The 19,364-nt window shown below is 66.0% G+C and carries 15 protein-coding genes; 11 read left to right on the forward strand and 4 right to left on the reverse strand.

All coding sequences use genetic code 11. The annotated features are described in order from the left end of the window. Positions 1-155 precede the first annotated feature (155 nt). The 3 genes from lspA to dnaE all read left to right on the forward strand — a co-directional run bounded on the left by lspA (position 156) and on the right by dnaE (position 5,292). Positions 156-749: a signal peptidase II gene (lspA, locus tag AC5RT8_RS00380; protein WP_494093730.1), complete on the forward strand. Its 594-nt coding sequence runs from the start codon at positions 156-158 to the stop codon at positions 747-749. Next, the gene (locus tag AC5RT8_RS00385; protein ID WP_494093731.1) at positions 746-1,681 is read left to right on the forward strand and encodes an RluA family pseudouridine synthase; all 936 of its coding nucleotides are present in this window, start codon (positions 746-748) and stop codon (positions 1,679-1,681) included. Before lspA ends, AC5RT8_RS00385 begins: the two co-directional genes overlap by 4 nt. Positions 1,682-1,752: 71 nt before the next feature. Further along, on the forward strand, positions 1,753-5,292 hold the full coding sequence (dnaE, locus tag AC5RT8_RS00390; RefSeq protein ID WP_494093732.1) for a DNA polymerase III subunit alpha: 3,540 nt from the start codon (positions 1,753-1,755) through the stop codon (positions 5,290-5,292). Positions 5,293-5,304: 12 nt separating this feature from the next. On the opposite strand, the gene AC5RT8_RS00395 is transcribed toward dnaE, so the two are convergent. Continuing rightward, positions 5,305-6,810 carry a YhgE/Pip domain-containing protein gene (locus tag AC5RT8_RS00395; RefSeq protein ID WP_494093733.1) on the reverse strand — a complete coding sequence of 502 codons (1,506 nt, stop codon included), beginning with the start codon at positions 6,808-6,810 and terminating at the stop codon, positions 5,305-5,307. Between the two features lie 104 nt (positions 6,811-6,914). On the opposite strand from AC5RT8_RS00395, the gene AC5RT8_RS00400 reads away from it, so the two are divergent. From AC5RT8_RS00400 to nrdR, 3 genes are all read left to right on the forward strand, one after another. Then, a complete protein-coding gene (locus AC5RT8_RS00400) occupies positions 6,915-7,553 on the forward strand; it encodes a TetR/AcrR family transcriptional regulator (protein WP_494093734.1) in 639 nt (212 codons plus the stop codon). A 51-nt stretch (positions 7,554-7,604) separates the two neighbouring features. Then, positions 7,605-8,954 carry a histidinol dehydrogenase gene (hisD, locus tag AC5RT8_RS00405; protein ID WP_494093735.1) on the forward strand — a complete coding sequence of 450 codons (1,350 nt, stop codon included), beginning with the start codon at positions 7,605-7,607 and terminating at the stop codon, positions 8,952-8,954. Between the two features lie 134 nt (positions 8,955-9,088). Beyond that, positions 9,089-9,589: a transcriptional regulator NrdR gene (gene nrdR, locus AC5RT8_RS00410; RefSeq protein WP_494093736.1), complete on the forward strand. Its 501-nt coding sequence runs from the start codon at positions 9,089-9,091 to the stop codon at positions 9,587-9,589. A 93-nt stretch (positions 9,590-9,682) separates the two neighbouring features. Here the strand turns inward: nrdR and ppgK are convergent, their stop codons facing one another. Both ppgK and map read right to left on the reverse strand, forming a co-directional pair. Continuing rightward, the gene (gene ppgK, locus AC5RT8_RS00415) at positions 9,683-10,486 is read right to left on the reverse strand and encodes a polyphosphate--glucose phosphotransferase (RefSeq protein WP_494093737.1); all 804 of its coding nucleotides are present in this window, start codon (positions 10,484-10,486) and stop codon (positions 9,683-9,685) included. A 37-nt stretch (positions 10,487-10,523) separates the two neighbouring features. Next, positions 10,524-11,402, reverse strand: a complete 879-nt coding sequence (map, locus tag AC5RT8_RS00420) for a type I methionyl aminopeptidase (RefSeq protein ID WP_494093738.1) — start codon at positions 11,400-11,402, stop codon at positions 10,524-10,526. A gap of 87 nt (positions 11,403-11,489) precedes the next feature. Here map and AC5RT8_RS00425 point away from each other — a divergent pair, with 87 nt between their 5' ends. Further along, the gene (locus AC5RT8_RS00425) at positions 11,490-11,654 is read left to right on the forward strand and encodes an SPOR domain-containing protein (protein ID WP_494093739.1); all 165 of its coding nucleotides are present in this window, start codon (positions 11,490-11,492) and stop codon (positions 11,652-11,654) included. A 45-nt stretch (positions 11,655-11,699) separates the two neighbouring features. Here AC5RT8_RS00425 and panB read toward each other — a convergent pair whose 3' ends face one another. After that, positions 11,700-12,566, reverse strand: a complete 867-nt coding sequence (gene panB / locus AC5RT8_RS00430) for a 3-methyl-2-oxobutanoate hydroxymethyltransferase (RefSeq protein ID WP_494093740.1) — start codon at positions 12,564-12,566, stop codon at positions 11,700-11,702. A 135-nt stretch (positions 12,567-12,701) separates the two neighbouring features. Between panB and AC5RT8_RS00435 the strand changes: the two genes are divergently transcribed. The 4 genes from AC5RT8_RS00435 to AC5RT8_RS00450 all read left to right on the forward strand — a co-directional run bounded on the left by AC5RT8_RS00435 (position 12,702) and on the right by AC5RT8_RS00450 (position 19,364). Then, positions 12,702-14,042, forward strand: a complete 1,341-nt coding sequence (locus AC5RT8_RS00435) for a glutamine synthetase family protein (protein WP_494093741.1) — start codon at positions 12,702-12,704, stop codon at positions 14,040-14,042. A gap of 10 nt (positions 14,043-14,052) precedes the next feature. Next, on the forward strand, positions 14,053-17,067 hold the full coding sequence (locus tag AC5RT8_RS00440) for a bifunctional [glutamine synthetase] adenylyltransferase/[glutamine synthetase]-adenylyl-L-tyrosine phosphorylase (RefSeq protein ID WP_494093742.1): 3,015 nt from the start codon (positions 14,053-14,055) through the stop codon (positions 17,065-17,067). Positions 17,068-17,259: 192 nt separating this feature from the next. Beyond that, a complete protein-coding gene (locus AC5RT8_RS00445; RefSeq protein ID WP_494093743.1) occupies positions 17,260-18,639 on the forward strand; it encodes an amino acid ABC transporter substrate-binding protein/permease in 1,380 nt (459 codons plus the stop codon). Continuing rightward, complete coding sequence (locus AC5RT8_RS00450) at positions 18,636-19,364, forward strand: amino acid ABC transporter ATP-binding protein (protein ID WP_494093744.1); 729 nt, start codon at positions 18,636-18,638, stop codon at positions 19,362-19,364. The genes AC5RT8_RS00445 and AC5RT8_RS00450 overlap by 4 nt, the downstream gene beginning before the upstream one ends.

The following is a 19,364-nucleotide window of genomic DNA, read 5'->3' on the forward strand; positions in this document are numbered from 1 at the left end:
AAACAGGCAGCGTAGAAGCTGACCGACATCATCTAAGGGCCGGCGGCCGGGTCACCCCGGCCACCGGCCCTTTGGTTTTCCGCATGGCTTCTGCCTCCATGCGCACTTTCCGCCTGCACCCTGATTCCCGCCGGAATTCCACTGATGAGAGCACCATGACCACTTCCTCACCGCAGACCCCGGACAGCACCGGCGCAGGACGCGGCAGCGCCCGCAGGGGCGCGCCCGCTTTCACCATGCTTGTCCTGGCGGCCGTCGCCGTCGTCCTTGACCAGCTCACCAAGCTGTGGGTGGTCCGCACCATGACCGAGGGCCAGGTCACCGATGTCCTGCCACCGGTCCTGCGCTGGCATTTCATCCGCAATCCCGGAGCGGCGTTTTCCATCGGCACCGATTACACGTGGGTCTTCACGATCATCATGGTGCTTGTCTCGGGCTTCCTGGTCTACCTCATGTTCCGGGTCCGCTCCATGGCCTGGGCAACCGCGCTGGGCCTGGTGCTCGGCGGTGCCCTGGGCAACCTGACGGACCGGCTCTTCCGTGAGCCGTCCTTCGGCCAGGGCCACGTGGTGGACTTTATCGCCCTGCCGAATTTCGCGATTTTCAATATTGCCGATTCCTGCGTCGTCTCCGGCGTGGTTCTTGTCTGCCTGCTGACCCTGCGCGGAATCGGTATGGACGGGGTGCGGACCCCCTCCGGCAAGACAGTTCCACCCCAGCAGCACAATGATGACGAGGCAACACGATGAACGAACTCCACGCAGTTTTCGCCGTCCCCGAGCAGGCCGACGGCAAGCGCGCCGACGCGGTCCTGGCCGGGCTGCTTGACGTCTCCCGTTCCACTGCGGCCACCTGGTGCGCCGACGGCTACTTCAGTTCCGCCGGGCGGGTGCTGGCAAAGTCGGACAAGCTCCGTGCCGGACAGGAAATCACCGCAGACGTTCCCGAACAGCGGGACCCGCTGGCCGTCGTCGTCGAGCCGGTGGATGACCTGCTGATCCTGGGCGACGACGAGCACTTTGTTGTCATTGACAAGCCCGTAGGCGTGGCCGCGCATCCCTCGCCCGGCTGGGTGGGCCCGACGGTGGTCGGCGCGCTGGCCGCCGCCGGCTACCGGATCTCCACGTCCGGCGCCCCCGAGCGGCAGGGGATCGTGCACCGGCTCGACGTCGGCACCTCCGGGGTCATGGTGGTCGCCAAGACCGAGCACGCCTACACGCTGCTGAAGCAGGCCTTCAAGGAACGCACGGTGGACAAGATGTACCACGCAGTGGTGCAGGGGCTGCCCGATCCGCTCAAGGGCACCATCGACGCTCCGATCGGCCGGCACCCCGGTTATGACTGGCGCTTCGCCGTGGTGGACGGCGGCCGGCCGTCGGTGACGCACTACGAGGTGCTGGAGGCCTTCGGCAAGGCCTCACTGGTGGAGGTGCACCTGGAGACCGGGCGTACCCACCAGATCCGGGTCCACTTCTCGGCCCTGCGCCACCCCTGTGCCGGGGACCTGACCTACGGTGCGGACGCCAAGCTGGCCGCCGAACTCGGCCTCACCCGGCAGTGGCTGCACGCCCGGAAACTGGGCTTCACGCACCCGGGGACGGGGGAGTACGTGGAGTTCACCAGCCAGTATCCGCAGGACCTGCAGTACGCCGTCGACGCCCTGCGCAGCGGCGAGGTGTAGCGCCACCGGTGTGATCCCGGCCCGGCGCGGCGGCGTCCGACGCGCCGTGCGCCGGGGCCTAGAATGTACAGGTGGCATCAGCAACTAGTACGTCGAAATCGTTTGTCCATCTTCACAACCACACCGAATATTCGATGCTCGACGGGGCTGCCCGGCTGACGGATCTGTTCAGCCACGCCGACGAGCTGGGCATGAATGCCCTGGCAACCACCGACCACGGCTTTGTGTTCGGTGCCTTTGACTTCTGGAACAAGGCCCGCAACTCCGGGATCAAGCCGATCATCGGCGTCGAGGCCTACCTCACCCCCGGCACGGCACGCAGGGACAAGACCCGCGTCAAGTGGGGTGACGGCGGTCGGAACGACGTTTCCGGTGCCGGTGCCTACACCCACATGACCATGTGGGCGGAGAACACCGAAGGCATGCACAACCTCTTCCGCATGTCCTCGCTGGCCTCCCTCGAGGGCTACCTCTACAAGCCGCGCATGGACCGGGACCTGCTGCAGACCTACGGCAAGGGCTTGATTGCCACCACCGGTTGCCCCTCCGGCGAAGTCCAGACCAAGCTGCGCCTCGGCCTCTACAATGAGGCCGTGCAGGCGGCCTCGGACTTCCGCGACATTTTCGGGGCGGAAAACTTCTTCTGCGAACTGATGGACCACGGCCTGGACATTGAGCGCAACGTCCAGGCGGACCTCATCAAGCTGGCCCGTGAACTGAAGCTGCCCCTGGTCGCCACCAACGACCTGCACTACACCCACGCCGAGGATGCCTCCGCGCACGCGGCACTGCTGTGCGTGCAGTCCGGATCCTCGCTGGCGGACCCCAAGCGCTTCAAGTTCGACGCCGACGAGTTCTACCTCAAGTCCCCGGACGAGATGCGCGCCATCTTCCGTGACCACCCGGACGCCTGCGACAACACCCTGCTCATTGCCGAGCGGTGCGACGTCGAATTCAACACCAAAGCCAGCTACATGCCCCGCTTCCCCTGCCCGCCCGGGGAAAACGAGGAATCCTGGTTCATCAAGGAAGTGGAGACCGGACTGCACTACCGGTTCCCCGGCGGCATCCCCGACGATGTCCGCAAGCAGGCCGAGTACGAGATCGGCATCATCACCCAGATGGGCTTCCCGGGTTACTTCCTGGTGGTTGCCGACTTCATCAACTGGGCCAAGAACAACGGCATCCGGGTGGGTCCGGGCCGTGGTTCCGGTGCCGGGTCCATGGTGGCCTACGCCATGCGCATCACCGACCTGAACCCGCTCAAGCACGGGCTGATCTTCGAACGCTTCCTGAACCCGGACCGCGTCTCCATGCCTGACTTCGACGTCGACTTCGATGATCGGCGCCGCTCCGAGGTGATCCACTACGTCACCGAAAAGTACGGCGCAGACCGTGTGTCCATGATCGTCACCTACGGCACCATCAAGGCCAAGCAGGCGCTGAAGGACTCCTCCCGCGTGATGGGCTACCCGTTCTCCGTGGGCGAGCGGCTGACCAAGGCCATGCCGCCGGACGTCATGGGCAAGGGCCTGTCCCTGCAGGACGTGCACAACAAGGACGCCAAGCGCTACGGCGAAGCCGACGAGCTGCGCGAACTGCTCAAGAGCGACCCCGATTCGCAGCGGGTCTTCGACACCGCGCTGGGCCTGGAGGGGCTGAAGCGCCAGTGGGGCGTCCACGCCGCCGGCGTCATCATGTCCTCGGATCCGCTGATCGACATCATCCCGATCATGAAGCGCGAGCAGGACGGCCAGGTGATCACCCAGTTCGATTACCCGACCTGTGAAGGCCTCGGCCTGATCAAGATGGACTTCCTCGGGCTTCGAAACCTGACGATCATTTCCGACGCCATTGAGAACATCAAGCTCAACCAGGACATAGACCTCGACCTGGAGAAGCTGGAGCTGGACGACAAGGGCTCCTACGACCTGCTGGCCAGCGGCGACACCCTCGGCGTGTTCCAGCTCGACGGCGGGCCCATGCGGTCCCTGCTGAAGCTGATGCGCCCGGATAACTTCGAAGACATTTCCGCCGTCATCGCGCTTTACCGTCCGGGCCCCATGGGTGCGAACTCGCACACCAACTACGCCCTGCGTAAGACCGGCGTGCAGGAAATCACGCCCATCCATCCGGAGCTGGAAGAACCGCTGCGGGAAATCCTGGATACCACCTACGGCCTGATCGTGTATCAGGAGCAGGTTATGGCCATTGCCCAGAAGGTAGCAGGCTTCTCGCTCGGCCAGGCAGACATCCTCCGCCGAGCCATGGGTAAGAAGAAGAAGTCCGAGCTGGACAAGCAGTACGCCGGCTTCCACCAGGGCATGGTGGACCGCGGCTACTCCGAGGCCGCCATCAAGGCCCTCTGGGACATCCTGCTCCCGTTCTCCGACTACGCCTTCAACAAAGCCCACTCCGCCGCGTACGGGCTGGTGTCCTACTGGACCGCGTACCTCAAGGCGCATTACCCGTCCGAATACATGGCGGCCCTGCTCACGTCCGTGGGCGACGACAAGGACAAGCTGGCTCTGTACCTGAACGAGTGCCGCAAGATGGGCATTACGGTGCTGCCGCCGGACGTGAACGAATCCTCGGTGAACTTCACCCCTGTGGGCAAGGACATCCGGTTCGGGATGGGCGCCATCCGCAACGTCGGCGCCAACGTGGTCCAGGCCATGGTGGCGGCCCGTGAGGAGAAGGGCGCCTACACCAACTTCAAGGACTTCCTGATGAAGGTCCCGGCGGTGGTCTGCAACAAGCGCACCATCGAGTCCCTGATCAAGGCCGGCGCCTTCGACTCGATGGGCCATGCCCGGCGGCCGCTGGCGATGATCCACGAAGAAGCCATCGACTCCGTGGTGGTGCTCAAACGCAACGAGGCCGTGGGGCAGTTCGACCTCTTTGCCGCCATCTCGGACCAGGAACCGGAGGATTCGATCAGCATCGACATCCCGGACCTCCCGGAATGGGAAAAGAAGGACAAGCTGTCCTTCGAACGCGACATGCTCGGCCTCTACGTTTCGGACCACCCGCTGCAGGGCCTGGAAGGCATCCTCAGCCAGCACGCTGATTCCAGCATTACCAACATCGTGGGGGAGGAGGGCCCGCCCGACGGCGCGATCGTCACCATCGCGGGCATGATCACCTCGCTGCAGCGCCGGATCGCGAAGAACAGCGGCAATGCCTATGCCCGCTGTGAGATCGAGGACCTCGCCGGGTCCATGGAAGTGATGTTCTTCGGGCAGGTCTACGGCCCCATCGCCGCCGTGCTCGCCGAGGACCTGATCGTGGTGGTCCGCGGCCGGCTGCAGCGGCGCGACGACGGCGCCGTCACCCTGAACGCGCAGGAACTCACCGTGCCGGACCTCAGCGAGGGCCACTCCGGCCCGGTGGTGATTTCCATGGCCACGTACAAGGCCACGGAAACGGTGGTCTCCCAGCTGGGCGATGTGCTCCGCACCCACCCGGGTACCTCCGAGGTGCAGATCCGGTTGAACGGATCCCGCACCGTGGAAGTCATGAAGCTGGGCGTGGACATGCGGGTGAACCCCACGCCGTCGCTGTTCGGCGACCTGAAGGTGCTGCTCGGCCCGGCCTGCCTCGACGCCTAGGGCGGGGCCGGGTCAGGCCGGTGCCTCGCCGGGTGCCCCGGCCCCGCGCCGGCCGAAGAACCGGTCATAGGCTGCACCCGTCAGGATGCCGGCAAGCAGCGAGACCGCCAGGATGATGGCCAGGGCGAGGACATCGGCGCCCACCCCGGTAGTGTTCCCCGACCCGAAGTACAGGATGCCGCGGACCGCTGTGGCAATGTGGTGCAGGGGCTCCCAGGGGGCGATGGTCCGGAAGAATCCCGGCAGTGCCTCCACCGGTACCACTGCTCCGGACGAGGGAAGGCCCATCAGCACCAGGTAGATCATGGATACCAGCAGACCCGCATTGCCAAAGAGGGTCAGCAGGGCGAACACGGCTGCCGATACCGCAGCCATGGCGAGCCAGCTGACCAGGAACAGGGTGCCCCCGTTGGGCAGGGGAACATCGGCTGCGGAGGCCACCCACATCACCACCGCTGCCGCAGGTGCGGCTGCAGTAACAAAGATTCCCCACTTGACCAGCAGGGTCATCCAGCGGGAGGGTGTGGTCCGCCGTGCCCGAAGGAACCGCGGCCCTATTTCCAGGGGGATGATTCCCAGCCGTCCGTCAACCAGGAGATTGACGCCAATGGAACCGGTCAGCCCCAGGACCAGGAGCAGGATGGCGTAGTAGAACGAACCCATTCCCAGGGCCGTTCCTTCCTCCACCTCGTGATAGGCGGCTGGGGTGATGTGCACCGGATCCTGCAGCAGCAGGGCGGAGGAAGCGCTGACTGCGGGTGCCAGCGTCTCCGCCAGCCGGGCCGGCGTTCCGGCCTGCTGCCTGGTGAGGTCCCGTGCAAAGGCTTCGGTGGCCGGGCCTGCCTGAGTGGCTGCTTCCAGTGTCCGGCGGGCCTGGTCAGCCTGGCTTGCCGCCAGTTGCTGTTCCACGAGGGCCCGCGCCTGGACTTCGGCATCCTTCGCGGCGCTGCTGAGCTGTTCCCCCATGGAAGTGCTGGCTTCCTTCAACCCGGGTTCGATGATGCCGGTCGCCAGGCGGGCAGCCAGGGCGCCGGCCTTGGGGTCCGTGTAAACGGTGACGTCGGGGCGGGCTGCGGGCTCGCCGGTCAGTGCTCCGGAGACCAGTGACGCGGCATCCGCGGAGAACGTCTCGGGGATGACCACTGCAGCGTAGACCTCCCCGTTGTCGAGCTGCTTACGGGCGTCCACCCAGGAGAGGACCCGCAGGTCCAGTCTGCCTCCTTCCGCAGCCCGGTCCGCAAAACCGTCCACGATCTCCTGGCCCAGATTCCGCGGAGCTGCTCCATCGGTAGCCGCGTCCGTGCCGGCATCCTCGTTAACCACCGCAACCGGGAAGTCCTTCAGATATGCCGTCGGATTGGCGAGCCCGCCCATATAGAGGCCGGTGCCGACGCCCGCGAGGAGGACAACGACCAGCATGGGAAGCAGCCAGAACACGGGGGACCGGTACGGGGAGACCGGGGGTCTGCCCTCCGGACGTGCGGCATGGCGGGAACGCGCTGGTGTGGACGTGGACATGCGGGCAATCCTTTAGCGGACGATTTGGATACACTAGTGTATTGACTCCCACGACGATACACCCATGTATCGTGAAGGTGTGCACTGCAGGAAAGAGGACCACCATGGAGCCCGTTGACGCCGAACCCGCCAAGAGGTCGAGGTCGGCAACGAGGAGCCGGCTGCTGGCCACCTCCGCTGCGGTCTTTGCGGAGCGGGGCCTCGAGGGTGCCAGCGTCGAGGAGCTGTGCACCGCGGCGGGCTTCACCCGGGGCGCCTTTTACAGCAACTTCGCCTCAAAGACCGACCTGGCGCTGGCCATGTACGAAGACCATGCCCGGCAATTGGCTGAACGGCTCACCCGGCAGCTGGACCAATGGCTTCGTCCCGGCGAACTGGAACCCACATCCGTCATCGAGAACATCCTCGAAGGCATGGCGGATTTCACGTCCGACACCGTGTGGCATGCAGTGCGGCTGGAGCTGCTGCTGGCCGCCAGAAGATCCGAGCGCGTGCGCACCGTTGTCGCCGAGCAGCGGGCTGTTCTCTCGGAGGCCGTGACCGGCGCCCTGCTCCGGGTGGCCGATGCGCAGGACGCGGAATTCACGGTCGACGCCGCGGAGCTGGCCCGGTTGCTGCTGGCGGTATACGACGGGCGGTTGAATGAGCAGATTGCCGGAGGAGACGGCCGCCCGGCCCAGTTGAACCTCGCAGCCATTACGTGGCAGAACTTCACCCGGCCCAGGCCCCGTCAGCGGCCGTAACGTACCTACGCCACGTGAACGCCCGAAGGGTGCGTGGGTAGACTGGGGGACGTGAGTTCACCCAGCCCCGAAGCAGCCTTTGAATCCTTCCGCACCATCGACCTGCGCGGGCAGCATCTCAGTCCCGCCGGGCTGAAAGGTGCCATGCCGCGTGCGGAGACCACATTCGACGCCGCCTCCGACGCCGTCTCGGCCATCATCACGGACGTGCGTACCCGCGGGTTCACGGCCCTCACGGATCTGGCGCAGCGGTTCGACGGCGTCGAGCAGCAGCAGGTGAAAGTGCCGCAGGAAGCCCTGGACTCGGCCCTCGAACAGCTGGATCCTGCGGTGCGGGCAGCGCTGGAAACCGCCATTGAACGGACCCGCGTTTTCGCCGCGGCCCAGCGTCCCGCCGACACCGAGGTGGAGATCCGTCCCGGTGCCGTCCTGACGCACAAATGGATGCCCGTCGCCCGCGTAGGACTGTATGTCCCGGGCGGCCTGGCTGTGTATCCGTCCTCGGTGGTCATGAACGTGGTGCCGGCCCAGGCTGCCGGCGTCGGATCCCTGGCCCTGGCCTCGCCGCCCCAGAAGGAATTCGGGGGCCTGCCCCACCCCACCATCCTGGCCGCCGCGAAGCTGCTGGGCATCGACGAGGTGTACGCCGTGGGCGGGGCCCAGGCCATTGCGGCGTTTGCCTACGGTGTGCAGGCGGACGGCAGCAACTCCGCCATCCTGCCGGTGGACGTGGTAACCGGTCCCGGCAACGTGTTCGTGGCGACCGCAAAGCGGCTGGTCAAGGGCGTGGTGGGCATCGACTCCGAAGCCGGTCCCACCGAGATCATGGTCCTGGCCGATGACACCGCCGATGCGCGCCTGGTGGCGGCGGACCTGGTGAGCCAGGCCGAGCACGATCCGAATGCCGGCTCCGTCCTGGTTACTGCGTCGGAACAGCTGGCGGCCGGGGTCCGGGAGGAACTGGAGCGCCAGGTCCGGGAGACCAAGCACAGCGAACGTGTGCGCACCGCACTCTCCGGCCCCCAGTCCGGCGTAATCCTCGTGGACGGGCTGGAACAGGGCATTGCCGTCTGCGACGCCTACGCCGCCGAGCACCTGGAAATCCAGACGGCGGATGCCGAGGCCGTGGCGGCACGGATACGCAGTGCGGGCGCCATTTTCGTGGGAAACTACAGTCCCGTCAGCCTGGGCGACTACTGCGCAGGCTCCAACCACGTGCTGCCCACCGGCGGAACAGCGGCTTTCTCCTCCGGCCTGAACACGACCACCTTTATGCGGGCCATCCAGGTGGTCAACTACAACCGGGACGCACTGCAGGAGGTCAGCGCCGATATTGTGGCGCTTTCCCGGGCGGAGGATCTGCCCGCCCACGGGGACGCCGTCAGCATCCGTTTCGAGTAAGCGGGCGGCCGGTGCCCGACATCGCCCACATGTAGTTCGGCAGCTACTACATGTAGTGGTTACCCGCTTGGTGATGCGGCCGCGCGGGCCCTATAGTGAGAGCACCATAAGGCCCCTTCGCGAAAGGACGGGATATGTACTGTCCGTTTTGCCGCAACGCTGATTCCCGCGTCGTGGACAGCCGCCTGGCCGACGACGGTTCGGCCATCCGCCGGCGCAGGCAGTGCCCGCAGTGCGGCCGCCGCTTCTCGACCGTGGAAACCACCAGCCTGAGTGTGATCAAGCGTTCCGGGGTGGGCGAACCGTTCAGCCGCAGCAAGGTGATCAACGGCGTACGTAAAGCCTGCCAGGGACGGCCCGTAAGCGAGGACGACCTCGCCATGCTGGCCCAGGAAGTGGAGGAGTCCATCAGGGCCAGCGGAGTGGCGGAGATCGACGCCCACGAGGTGGGGCTGGCCATCCTCACGCCGTTGCAGAAGCTGGACCAGGTGGCGTACCTGCGTTTTGCCAGCGTCTATCAGTCCTTTGACTCACTCGAGGACTTCGAGACCGCCATTGAGAAGCTGAGGACCGAGGCCCGGGAAACCTCCGGACGGGTACCCTCCGGTGCCCAGCGCCCGCTCACCGCGCAGTAGCTGATCCGGGCACTAGGTGACCAGGCACTAGATGGACCAGGCACTGAAAAAGCGGCGGAAGGAACACCCTTCCGCCGCTTTTTCTGTGTCGCCCTACTTGATGTACTTGAAGTGCAGGGCCGCCTGGAGGGCAGCGCCGACAATTCCGGCGTTGTTCTTCAGGTTGGCGGTGACCATCGGGGTCCGCAGGTCAAGCATCGGCAGGAAGTCCTCGCTGCGCTTGGAGATGCCGCCGCCGATCACGAACAGATCGGGGGAGAAGAGGAACTCCACGTGCGAGAAGTAGCGCTGCAGCCGCTGGGAGTACTCTTCCCAGCTGATTCCGTCGCGTTCCCGGGCGGAAGCTGAGGCCTTGGTCTCGGCGTCGTGCCCGTCGATCTCCAGGTGGCCGAGTTCGGCGTTGGGAATCAGCATGCCCTTGTAGATCAGGGCCGAGCCGATGCCGGTGCCCAGGGTGATCACCAGGACGGTGCCGTCCACCTCGCGGCCGGCGCCGTAGCGTGCCTCCGCCAGGCCGGCGGCGTCGGCGTCGTTCATGACCTGGACGTCGCGGCCCAGGGCCTTGGTGAGCAACGTATCGACGTCGGTATCGATCCAGCTCTTGTCCACGTTGGCAGCGGAGCGGGCAATGCCGTGGGAGATGATGGCCGGGAAGGTGACGCCGACGGGAACCTCGGGTCCGGGGCCGTTCGGGCGGGAGGACAGTTCGGCCACGATCTGGCCCACCACGCCTGCTACGGCTTCGGGGGTGGCCGGCTGCGGCGTGGGGATGCGGAAACGGTCGCCAATCAGCTTGCCCTTGGCCAGGTCGACAATGCCGCCCTTGATGCCAGTGCCTCCGATATCAATTCCGATGACGGCGTCGACGTGCTTGTCGGACTTATGCTTCTTGGCCATGGTTCTCCAGTAGTTGTTCTGAGCTCGGGTCGGCGGATCAGGGAAGAGTCAGAACTTCCGCACCGTCATCAGTGACGAGCAGTGTGTGCTCGAACTGCGCGGTCCGTTTGCGGTCCTTGGTGAGGACTGTCCAGTTGTCATCCCACATGTCCCACTCAATGGTGCCGAGAGTGAGCATGGGTTCAATCGTAAACACCATTCCCGGTTCAATCAGCCTGCTGTACGCGGGCGCGGCGTCGTAATGCGGAATGATCAGGCCGGTATGGAAGGCTTCACCGACACCGTGGCCGGTGAAGTCGCGGACAACACCGTAACCGAAACGCTTCGCGTAGGACTCGATGGTGCGGCCGATGACGTTGATCTCGCGGCCCGGCGCCACGGCTTTGATGGCCCGGCGCAGGGATTCCTGCGTCCGTTCCACCAGCAGCCGGGACTCCTCGTCCACGTCGCCAACCAGGAATGTCCAGTTGGTATCGCCGTGGACGCCGTTCATGTAGGCGGTGATGTCGATATTGACGATGTCCCCGTCCTGGAGCACGGTGGTGTCCGGGATCCCGTGGCAGATGACCTCGTTGACCGAGGAGCACAGGGACTTGGGGAAACCGCGGTAGCCCAGGGTGGAGGGGTAGGCGTGGTGGTCCAGGAGGAACTCGTGCCCTATCCGGTCCAGCTCATCCGTGGTGACGCCGGGGACAATGTGGCGGCCGACCTCAACGATCGCCTGTGCTGCCACCTTGCTGGCGACGCGGATCTTCTCGATGGTTTCCGGGGACTTGACCTCGGACCCGGTGAAGGGCGCAGGCGCTTCCCGATCCACATACTCGGGCCGGGGAATCGACGCCGGCACCGGCAGCCGGGGGCTGATGCTTCCCGGTGTCAGGTTGCCGGCAGGTGCAGTGTCAAGTTTCTGGGGCATACCATCGATCTTATCGCCAGCGCACCCGGTGGCGGGACGCGCCGGCAGGCACGGCGCCGGCATACCCGATATCAACAGGAGGGCCCCATGGCCGATTACTGGTTCAACGTAGTGACCCACGAGGTCGAGGAGGGTCCGCAGTCCGACTGGACCAAGCTGCTCGGGCCGTACCCCACGCGCGAGGAGGCCGAACTCGCCCTACAGAAAGTGCAGGCACGGAACAAGGCCTGGGACGCCGAAGAGGACGACTAGCGGCTGCCTGCCGCGGTGCGCGGCAGGCCAGTGTCCGCCGCGGCGCTAGAAGCTGTGTTCCGGGCCGGGGAAGGAACCGCTGCGGACCTCGTCCGCGTACTCCTTGGCTGCGCGGGAGAGCTCGGTGCGCAGGTCCGCGAAGGCCTTGACAAAACGGGGCTGCTTCCCGCCGCGCAGCCCGGCCATGTCCTGCCAGACCAGCACCTGTCCGGTGGTGGCGTTGCCGGCGCCGATGCCGATGGTGGGCACGCGCACGGCGGCGTCGACCTCCGCGGCGACATCGGCCGGCACCATTTCCATGAGGACGCAGAACGCGCCCGCGTCTGCGAGGGCGACGGCGTCCCGCACCACGGCCGCGCCCGCCTCGCCGCGGCCCTGGACCTTGTAGCCGCCGAGGGCATGCTCGGCCTGCGGCGTGAAGCCCACATGGGCCATCACCGGAATGCCCGCGGCGGTCATGGCACGGACGTGCTCCACGTAGTGCCGGCCGCCCTCCATCTTCACCGCGTGCACCAGGCCTTCCTTCATGAGCCGTACCGAGGATTCGATGGCCTGGGCCGGCGAGACTTCGTAGGAGCCGAAGGGAAGGTCGCACACCACGAGCGAGTGGCTGGCGCCGGCGGTGACGGAGCGGGCAAAGACGATCATTTCGTCCATGGTGATCGGCAGCGTGGTGGCATGGCCCATCACATTGTTCGCTGCTGAGTCGCCGACCAGGAGGACCTCGATGCCGGCTTCGTCGAAGATGCCGGCGGCGTACTGGTCATATGCGGTGAGCATGGCGAACCTGCCGCCGCTGTCCTTGAGCTGCTGCAAATGGGAGATGCGGATTTTCTTCAGCACCGGTGCGCCGGAAACGGAGGGGTCCGCGGGGGCGGCGGCGTACGGGGAAGGCTGTTCGGCACTGGTCATGCTTCGAGCCTACTAAAGAACGTCCCGCCGGGGTGTTACGGGATCCAACCCCGCTGCCGACCAAACCCGGCGCACCTAGGTAGAGTGAAGAAGGTTTTACATGTCTGCGTGCCGTGTACAGGAAAGAAGGTAAGGATGAACCGCCAGCAGGAATTCGTTCTGCGCACCATCGAGGAGCGCGATGTCCGGTTTGTGCGGTTGTGGTTTACCGACGTCGTCGGCCAGTTGAAATCCGTGGCGCTGGCACCGGCGGAAGTCGAAGGCGCCTTCGAGGAAGGGCTGGGCTTCGACGGTTCCTCGGTGGAGGGCCTGGCCCGGATCTTCGAATCCGACCTGCTCGCCCAGCCGGATCCCTCCACGTTCCAGATCCTGCCGTGGCGGGGTGACGAGGAGCAGACCTCGCGGATGTTCTGCGACATCCTTACCCCGGACGGCCAGCCCTCCGCTGCCGATCCCCGCAACGTCCTCAAGCGCCAGCTGGCCAAAGCCGCGGACATGGGCTTCACCTGCTACACCCATCCCGAGATCGAGTTCTACCTGCTGAAATCGGACGAACTCGGGGAAGACGGCCAGCCCGTTCCCGTGGACCAGGCCGGCTACTTCGACCACGTTCCCGGCGGCGTGGCCCAGGACTTCCGCCGCACGGCCGTCTCCATGCTTGAGGCCGTGGGCATCTCCGTGGAGTTCAGCCACCACGAGGCCGGTCCCGGGCAGAACGAAATCGACCTGCGGTATGCCGATGCCCTGCAGACCGCGGACAACATCATGACCTTCCGCACCGTGGTCAAGGAAGTCGCGCTGATGACCAACAGCTACGCGAGCTTCATGCCCAAGCCGTTCTCGCACCATCCCGGGTCCGGCATGCACACCCACTTCTCCCTCTTCGAAGGTGACAGCAACGCCTTTTTCCAGGCCGGTGCCGAGTTCCAGCTCTCCACCACGGCACGCCAGTTCATGGCGGGCATCCTGCGGCACGCCCCGGAATTCACCGCCGTCACCAACCAGTTCGTGAACTCCTACAAGCGGCTGTGGGGCGGCGGGGAAGCCCCCAGCTACCTGTCTTGGGGCCACAACAACCGGTCTGCGCTGCTGCGGGTCCCGCTGTACAAGCCGAACAAGGGACAGTCCGCCCGGATCGAATACCGCGGCATCGACTCCGCCGCCAACCCCTACCTGTCCTACGCGGTGCTGCTGGGCGCCGGGCTGAAGGGCATCGAGGAGGGATACGAGCTGCCGCCGGGTGCCGAAGACGACATTGAAAGCCTCAGCGCAGCCGAACGCCGCGCCATGGGCCACGACCCGCTGCCGGCGTCGCTGCATGACGCGGTGCGCGTTATGGAGGAATCCGAACTGGTCGCCGACATCCTGGGGGAGCAGGTGTTCGAGAACTTCCTGCGCAACAAGCGCGCGGACTGGAACGAATACCGCCAGCAGGTGACCCGGTTCGAGCTGCAGAAGAACCTGGGCATTCTCTAGAGGAGCACCGATGAGTCGAACCCGGCGGCTGATCGCCGCAGGTTTCCGCGACCTGGAAAAAAGCACCAGGTTCCTCGCGGCCGGCGAACTCGAGGGCGTGGACGAAGACGCCCTGTTCGCCGGGTTCACCTGCTCGGCGGACCCGGACCTGGCCCTCCAGTCGCTGGTACGGCTGATCGGCCGTGCCCCGGAGCTGGTGGACCTGGTCAATTCGGGACCTGAGCACAGCGAAGGCCTGTTCCGGCTGCTGGGGGCATCCGATGCCCTGGCCGAGTTCCTGATGCGCCATCCCGGGGATGTGGGCGTGCTCCGCCGTCCGCTGCGCGCCGAACCCTCCAGCACGGACGAAGCCGCCCTGCGCGCCTCCCTGCTGGATGCGGTCCACGCCGGCAGCGGCACCGTGCCGGTGGCAGGCCTCACCGGCACCGAGGCGTATGTGGCGCTGCGCTCCCGGTACCGCCGGCACCTGCTGGACCTCGCCGTGCGGGACCTTGGGGCCGCCTCGCCCACCGACTTCCTGCCCGCGGCCGGACGGGAACTCGCGGACCTGGCCGGGGCGGCCCTGGAAGCGGCGCTCGCGGTCTCCCGTGCGGAGCTGGCGGCCAGTTATCCGGTCGAAGAGATTTCCGCCGTCCGCCTTGCCGTCATCGGGATGGGCAAGGCCGGTGCACGGGAGCTGAACTACATCTCCGACGTGGATGTCATCTACGTGATCGAGGCCTCCGGGCTGCCGGAGGAGCGGGCCTCCGCCATCGGCACGGCCCTGGCCGCCGGAATTTCCCGGGCCATCAATGCATCGGCGCAGGAACCCCCGCTCTGGGAGGTGGACACCAACCTGCGTCCCGAGGGCAAGGACGGCCCGCTGGTGCGCACCCTTGACTCCCACCTGAACTATTACCGGCGCTGGGCGCACAGCTGGGAGTTCCAGGCGCTGCTGAAAGCCCGCGCAATGGCGGGGGACCGGAACCTGGGCCGGCGCTATGAGGAAGCCGTTGCGCCGTTAATCTGGTCCAGTTCCGAGCGGGACGGATTCGTCGAATCCGTCCAGGCCATGCGCCGCAGGGTCACCAACAACATTCCGGCCCACGAGGAAGCCCGCCAGCTGAAACTGGGCAGCGGCGGACTGCGCGACGTCGAATTCACGGTCCAACTGCTGCAGCTGGTGCACGGGCGGATCGATGAGTCCCTGCGGGTGCAGGCCACAACCGCCGCGATCGCCGCCCTCAGCGACGCCGGATACATCGGACGCACCGACGCGCGGGAACTGGACGAGTCCTACCGCTACCTGCGCGTGCTCGAACACCGGATCCAAATGGTGCACATGCGCCGGACCCATCTCATGCCCGAGGACGAGGCAGCACTGCGGGCCCTCGCGAAGTCCAGCGCCGGCTCCCTCTCGCCGGAGCGTCCCAGTGCCGACCGGCTGCGGGAGCAGTGGCAGCGCACCAAGCGGCTGGTGCGCCGGCTGCACGAGAGCATCTTCTACCGGCCGCTGCTCAGCACCGCCGCGCACCTCAGCGCGGACGAGGTCCGGCTGACGCCCGAGGCCGCCCAGGCCCGGCTGGCGGCCCTCGGGTACGTCGATCCCCGCGGGGCGATGCGCCACATCGAGGCGCTCACCGTGGGCGTGAGCCGGCGTGCCGCGCTGCAGCGGCAGCTGCTCCCGGTGCTGCTGGCATGGCTGGCCGACGGCGTGGACCCCGACGCCGGGCTGCTGGGTTTCCGGCGGCTGAGCGAGAACCTGGGGGATACCCACTGGTATTTGGGCATGCTGCGTGATTCTTCCGCAGCGGGGGAGCGGCTGTGCTCCATCCTGTCCTCCAGCCGCTTCATCACCGACCTGCTGGAGGTCTCGCCTGAATCCACTGCCTGGCTCGGCTCCGACAAGGACCTAGTGCCGGTGACCTTCGACACGCAGTGGCAGGAAATCCAGTCCAAGATGTCCCGCCACCCCCGGCCCGAGGAAGCCATGCGGCTGATCCGGCTGATCCGGCGCCGTGAGATGCTGCGCATTGCCATCGCCGACAGTGCGGGCCTGCTCAGCCAGCAGGACGTCGGCCGGGCGCTGGCGGACGCAGACCGCGCCGCGGTGCTGGGCGCCCTGCACGTCGCCGAAACCGAGGTGTTTGGCAGCAGCGACAAGCTCACCGATCTGCTGGTGGTCGCGATGGGCCGCCAGGGTGGACGGGAAATCGGCTACGGTTCCGACGCGGACGTCATGTATGTGCACCGGCCGCTTCCGGGCACCGACCCCGCCGCTGCCCAGGCGCAGGCGGAGAAGGTTGTCTCCTCCATCTCCACCTACCTGCAGCAGCCGTGCACACCGGCCGTCCGCGCCGAGCGGCCCCTGGTGCTCGACGCCGGCCTGCGCCCCGAAGGCAGGCAGGGACCGCTGGTGCGCAGCCTGGAGTCCTACCGCGGCTACTACGAACGCTGGTCCGTGATCTGGGAGTCGCAGGCCCTGCTGCGGGCGCGGCCAATGGCTGGCAGCGACGCGCTCGCGGAGGATTTCATGGCCCTGATCGATCCGGTGCGCTACCCGGAGGAAGTCACGGCCAAGGACGTCCGGGAGATCCGCCGGATCAAGGCACGCGTGGAAGCCGAACGGCTGCCCCGCGGCGCGGATCCCTCCCGCCAGCTCAAGCTCGGGCGCGGGAGCCTAAGCGACGTCGAATGGCTGGTCCAGCTGCTGCAGCTGCAGCACGCGCACCGGGTGCCGGAACTGCGGACCACGGCGACCCTTCCCGCCCTGGACGCCGTGGAGACAGCAGGGCTGCTTCCCGCCGTCGACGTCGAAACCCTCCGCCACGCCTGGCTGCTCGCCAGCCGGGTCCGCAGCGCAAACGTCATCCGCGGCGGCCGGAACCCCGATGTGCTGCCCTCCTCGCGCCGGGAACTGGACGCCGTGGCCCGCTGGTGCGGTTACGGCGGAGGCGAAGGCGGGCAGCTGGAGGAGGACTACCTCAAGGCCACCCGGCACGCCCGGGCCGTTTTCGAACGGTATTTCTACGGTTACGGGACCTAGCTCACGCTGCCGGAGGGCCCAATCGGTTCGTTGCATTGCCACTGCTCTAGGTACGCTCTATGAGGGCATTTGCGGCGTGGGCCGCAGTGAAAGAGCTAGGAGACGTTTACTTTGCTTAGTGGCAAACGGGCCTTAAAGGGCCCGGCTAAACTGGCCGTACCGCTGACCACCTTCCTCGCAACCTTGGCTTTGTTGCTGGGGATACCTGCGGCCGGAGCGTTCGCAGCGGACGGCGTCGAGGGCGAAACCTTCGTCATCGGCACCGACACCACGTTCGCACCGTTCGAGTTCCGCGAAGACGGCGAGCTGGTCGGCATCGACATGGACCTCATCAACGCCATTGCCGAGGAGGAGGGTTTCACCGTCGAAATCCAGTCCCTCGGTTTTGACGCGGCGCTGCAGTCGCTGCAGTCCAACCAGGTGGACGGCGTCATCGCCGGTATGTCCATCACGGATGAGCGGCAGCAGGTCTTCGACTTCTCCGACCCGTACTTCGAGTCCGGCATCCAGATGGCCGTGGCCGAGAACAACGACGACGTCGCCGGGTACGAGGATCTGCGAGGCAAGCGCGTAGCGGTCAAGACCGGTACCGAAGGGCAGACCTTCGCTGAGTCCATCAAGGACGACTACGGCTTCGAAGTGGTTGCCTTCGCGCAGTCCGCCCAGATGTACGACGACGTCAAGGCCGGCGGCTCCGTGGCCGTGTTCGATGACTATCCCGTGCTTGCCTACGGCGTGGCCTCCGGCAACGGCCTGAAGACCGTGACCGAGAAGGAAGCCGGCAGTTCATACGGGTTCGCCGTCAACAAGGGAACCAATGCCGAGCTCCTCACCGCGTTCAACGCCGGCCTTGCGGACCTGCAGGAAAGCGGCGAATACGACGAAATCCTGGACACGTACCTGGAATCCGGTGCCAAGGACTCCAGCTTCTGGTCCCTGATCACGGACAACGGTCCCGCCTTCGCCAAGGGCATGGGCCTGACCCTGCTGGCGACGGCCCTGTCGCTGCTCTTTGCCCTCATTCTGGGCGTGTTCTTCGGCTTCCTGAAGGTCGGCTCGTCAAAGATCCTGCGCGGCATCGCCACCGTTTACGTGAGCATCTTCCGCGGTACTCCGGTGCTGGTGCAGGCCTTCTTCTTCTACTTCGGTCTGCCGCAGATCATCGGCCAGCCGGTGGACGTCCTGACTGCCGGTGTGCTGACGCTGAGCCTGAACGCCGGCGCCTACATGACCGAGATTGTCCGCGGCGGCATCCAGTCCGTGGATCCGGGCCAGATGGAAGCGGCCCGCAGCCTCGGACTGGGCTACGGGAAGACCATGCAGAAGGTCATCATTCCCCAGGCCATCAAGATCATGACGCCTTCCTTCATCAACCAGTTCGTCATCACCTTGAAGGACACCTCCCTGCTTGCCGTCATCGGCTTCGCGGAGCTGACGTACCAGGGCCAGCAGATCTACGCGGTGAACTTCCGTACCGCAGAGGTCCTGATCATCGTGGCGGCGCTGTACTTCATCGTCATTACGCTGCTGACCAAGCTGGCGGACGTCCTGGATAAGAGGTTTAACAAGTGAGCAAGATCCAAACCATCGGACTGCGGAAGTCCTACGGATCCAACGAGGTCCTCAAGGGCCTGGACGTCAGCGTGGCCGAGGGCGAAGTGGTCTGCGTGATCGGGCCGTCGGGCTCCGGCAAGTCCACGTTCCTGCGCTGCCTGAACAAGCTGGAAGACATCACCGGCGGCACGGTGAAGGTTGACGGTTTTGACCTCACCGATCCCAAGGTGAACCTGAACGAGGTGCGCCAGCACATCGGTATGGTGTTCCAGCACTTCAACCTGTTCCCGCACATGAGCGTGCTGGACAACATCATGCTTGCACCGGTGCAGCTGAAGAAGGCGGACAAGGAGGCGGTCCGCAAGACCGCCCTGGCACTGCTGGACCGGGTTGGACTGGCGGACAAGGCCGACGCGCGTCCCGCACAGCTTTCCGGCGGCCAGAAGCAGCGTGTGGCCATTGCCCGGGCGCTGGCCATGCAGCCCGACATCATGCTCTTCGACGAGGCCACCTCTGCCCTCGACCCGGAAATGGTCGGCGAAGTGCTGCAGGTGATCCGCGACCTGGCCAGGGAAGGCATGACCATGGTGGTTGTCACCCACGAGATGGGCTTCGCCCGCGAAGTGGCCGACCGGGTGATCTTCATGGCCGACGGCCACATCGTCGAGGAAAACACGCCGGAACTGCTCTTCGGCAGCCCGCAGGCTCCGCGGCTGCAGGACTTCCTGGCCAAGGTGCTCTAG

This window comes from Arthrobacter sp. Ms25 (assembly GCF_059090365.1).

Bases quoted from the DNA above. Each gene is read 5' to 3' on its own strand.
- lspA (WP_494093730.1), top strand. From the start codon at position 156: ATGACCACTTCCTCACCGCAGACCCCGGACAGCACCGGCGCAGGACGC.
- map (WP_494093738.1), bottom strand. From the start codon at position 11,402: ATGCCCCAGAAACTTGACACTGCACCTGCCGGCAACCTGACACCGGGA.
- AC5RT8_RS00385 (WP_494093731.1), top strand. From the start codon at position 746: ATGAACGAACTCCACGCAGTTTTCGCCGTCCCCGAGCAGGCCGACGGC.
- AC5RT8_RS00425 (WP_494093739.1), top strand. From the start codon at position 11,490: ATGGCCGATTACTGGTTCAACGTAGTGACCCACGAGGTCGAGGAGGGT.
- AC5RT8_RS00395 (WP_494093733.1), bottom strand. From the start codon at position 6,810: ATGTCCACGTCCACACCAGCGCGTTCCCGCCATGCCGCACGTCCGGAG.
- panB (WP_494093740.1), bottom strand. From the start codon at position 12,566: ATGACCAGTGCCGAACAGCCTTCCCCGTACGCCGCCGCCCCCGCGGAC.
- AC5RT8_RS00435 (WP_494093741.1), top strand. From the start codon at position 12,702: ATGAACCGCCAGCAGGAATTCGTTCTGCGCACCATCGAGGAGCGCGAT.
- ppgK (WP_494093737.1), bottom strand. From the start codon at position 10,486: ATGGCCAAGAAGCATAAGTCCGACAAGCACGTCGACGCCGTCATCGGA.
- AC5RT8_RS00440 (WP_494093742.1), top strand. From the start codon at position 14,053: ATGAGTCGAACCCGGCGGCTGATCGCCGCAGGTTTCCGCGACCTGGAA.
- nrdR (WP_494093736.1), top strand. From the start codon at position 9,089: ATGTACTGTCCGTTTTGCCGCAACGCTGATTCCCGCGTCGTGGACAGC.
- AC5RT8_RS00400 (WP_494093734.1), top strand. From the start codon at position 6,915: ATGGAGCCCGTTGACGCCGAACCCGCCAAGAGGTCGAGGTCGGCAACG.